The sequence below is a fragment of the Sphingomonas sp. genome (assembly GCF_042091075.1).
In the GTDB taxonomy this organism is placed as follows: domain Bacteria; phylum Pseudomonadota; class Alphaproteobacteria; order Sphingomonadales; family Sphingomonadaceae; genus Sphingomonas.
This window is the reverse complement of record NZ_JBELIE010000038.1, coordinates 1-2,681: the sequence shown is the minus strand read 5'-3', so window position 1 is coordinate 2,681 and position 2,681 is coordinate 1. Positions and strand designations below refer to the sequence as shown.

3 protein-coding genes are annotated in these 2,681 nt (G+C 65.2%); all 3 read left to right on the top strand.

The genetic code is table 11. The features are described 5' to 3' along the window. Positions 1 to 530 (top strand): class I adenylate-forming enzyme family protein (locus ACFDSW_RS05735; protein ID WP_375249320.1); only part of this gene is annotated, 530 nt, incomplete at its 5' end. Positions 531 to 578: 48 nt separating this feature from the next. Then, positions 579 to 1,319, top strand: coding sequence for a Crp/Fnr family transcriptional regulator (locus ACFDSW_RS05730; RefSeq protein ID WP_375249319.1), 741 nt, complete (start codon positions 579 to 581; stop codon positions 1,317 to 1,319). A gap of 87 nt (positions 1,320 to 1,406) precedes the next feature. Next, positions 1,407 to 2,663 carry an AI-2E family transporter gene (locus ACFDSW_RS05725; RefSeq protein WP_375249318.1) on the top strand — a complete coding sequence of 419 codons (1,257 nt, stop codon included), beginning with the start codon at positions 1,407 to 1,409 and terminating at the stop codon, positions 2,661 to 2,663. Positions 2,664 to 2,681 lie beyond the last annotated feature (18 nt).

The window sequence follows — 2,681 nt, the reverse complement described above, 5'->3', positions numbered from 1 at the left end:
CGGATCTGGAGGTGCGTGCCGAGGATGGGGTCAGCATATTGCCCGTCGGTACGATCGGCGAATTGTGGGCGCGCGGGCCGATGATCGTGAAGGGTTATTGGAACAAGCCCGAGGCGAGCGCGGCGACCTTCGTGGATGGCTGGGTACGCACCGGCGATCTGGCGCGGATCGACGAGGAGGGGTTCTGCTTCATCCTCGATCGCGCGAAGGACATGGTCATCCGCGGGGGTGAGAATATCTATTCGACCGAGGTGGAGAACGTGCTTTACGATCATCCCGCGGTGACGGACTGCGCGTTGATCGGCATCCCGCATCGGATCCTGGGCGAGGAACCGGCGGCGGTGGTGCATCTCGCCCCTGGCGCGACCGCGTCCGAAGCCGAACTGCAGGCCTGGGTGCGATCGCATCTGGCAGCGTTCAAGGTCCCGGTCGCGATCCGCTTCGTGCCCGATACGCTGCCGCGCAATGCCAATGGCAAGATCCTCAAGCGCGATCTGAAAATCCTCTTCGAGGATCGCATTGCCGCCTAGGTCGTTACGCCTCGGTTACGGTAGATGTACGGTAAGCGGAGCGGGTCGATGCGCGTGACGGGCGATTTTCTGCGGGGACGGGGACGGTTTCGGCTGTCCGAAGCGGAAAAGGACGCGCTCGAAGCGTCGGTGGAGCGGGTCGAGACGCTGCCGGCGCGCACGATCGTCACCAGCCGTGGGCAGCGCGTGCGATACAGCACGCTGCTGCTCGACGGAACGATGTGCCGCTACATGGACGCCCGCGACGGTTTCCGGCAGCTGGTGGCATTGCAGGTGGCCGGCGATTTCATCGACCTCCACGGTTTTCCGCTGGAGGTGCTGGATCATGATGTCGGCACATTGACCGAGTCGCGCATCGCCGTCTTTCCGCACGCACGGATCGAGGCGCTGATGGAGCGGATGCCGCATCTGGCGCGATGGCTGTGGCGATCGACGTTGCTCGACGCGGCATTGCATCGCGAATGGATCTTCCGGCTTGGCCGGCTCGATGCGGTGGGCCGGGTCGCGCATTTGCTGACCGAGATCTATTTCCGGCTCGCCGCAGTGGGTCGCGCGGGGGACATGAGCTTTCCGCTGGCGCTGACGCAACAGGATCTGGGCGAGGCGTGCGGGCTGACCAGCGTTCACGTCAACCGCACGCTACGGCGTCTCCGCGAGGAAGGGCTGGCGGATTTCTCGCGCGGGAAGGTCACGATCATGGACTTGCCGCGACTGTCGCGTGTCGCGGAGTTCGATCCCGACTATCTCTATCTCGACGAAGGGCCGTGGCAACAGCGACTGGCGTCGTGAGGCGCCGCGCCGCGACGGCGCGGCGCGATGGTCGGTGTGGGTAGGCCGCGCTTGTTGCCTGTGGCAAAATGCCGTTAGGTGGACGCCATGGCAGATCAACCGGCACCCACGCCCGACACGAGCGATGCGCTCCCCGCTTCCAACGCGGGCGCCGCGAGAGCCGATGCGCTGGGCTATTCCGCCGACGACGATCCGATCGTCGCGCTGCGGCGTGATCGATTGCTCGCCGCGCTCACGCTCACGGCCGGGCTGGGGTTGATCGTCGGCCTGCCGTTCGCGCTGAAGGAAGGCGCCGAATTCTTCATGCCGACGGCAGTGGCGCTGGTCGTATCGCTGGCGTTGATTCCGTTGCTGGAATGGTTGGAACGGCGGCGGATGCCATCGGCGCTGGCGGCGCTGACCTGCGTCGTGCTGTTCCTGATCGTCGCCAATATCGCGCTGGCGGCGATCGTCGTTCCCGCGACCGAATTCTTCCGGCTGCTGCCGACGCGGATCGGTCGAATCCAGGCCAATCTGGCGCCGCTACTCGAACTTTATTCAAGCCTTGAGCGCTACGCCAATCGCACGCTGCGGCAGATCGCGAGCACCCCGGTTCGCCCGTCGCCGACCGCCGCGGTGGCGCCGCCCAGCTCGATCGTGGAACTGGCCGCGACATCGGCGCCGGCGGTCATCATTCAGGTGTTCTATGCGATCCTGGTCGCGTTTTTCTTCCTGTCCGGCTGGACGCGGATGCGCGAGAGGATGATCACCGAGCGGATCAGCTTCGGTGGCGCGATGGCAACCGCGCGGGTGCTGCAGGAGATGGTCGACGACGTGTCGAGCTATCTGGGCACGATCACCGCGATCAACATCGCGCTCGGTTGTATCATCGCCGGCGCACTGCACCTGCTGGGCATGCCGTTCCCGTTGATGTGGGGCGGGATCGTCGCGCTACTGAACTATATTCCCTATTTCGGGCCGGTCATCGCGGCGCTGCTGCTTGCGGTGGGCGGATTGATGACCTTTTCCGACGTATGGACCGCGATGGCCGCGCCCGCGATCATGTATGGCGCGCATTTGATCGAGGCGAACGTGGTGACGCCGCTGATCGTCGGGCACCGGCTGACGATCAACCCGGTAATGATCCTTATCTCGATCAGCTTCTGGGGCTGGGTATGGGGCACGGTCGGCGCGCTGCTGGCGGTGCCGATCCTGATCATCGTGCAGACGATCCTGTCCGCCGCCGGGCGCCCCGATATCGCGGGTTTCCTGTTCGAACACGGCACCCTGACGCGCGAGCGCGGCGGGGAGCGTGCCGATGGCCTGCGCTTCCGTTTACGCCCACGGGAAAAGAGCGACGAATAGGCGTTGACAGCCCCGAAG

What these genes read in the sequence shown, in the direction of transcription:
- ACFDSW_RS05725 (WP_375249318.1), top strand. Translation starts at nt 1,407, where the DNA reads ATGGCAGATCAACCGGCACCCACGCCCGACACGAGCGATGCGCTCCCC.
- ACFDSW_RS05730 (WP_375249319.1), top strand. Translation starts at nt 579, where the DNA reads ATGCGCGTGACGGGCGATTTTCTGCGGGGACGGGGACGGTTTCGGCTG.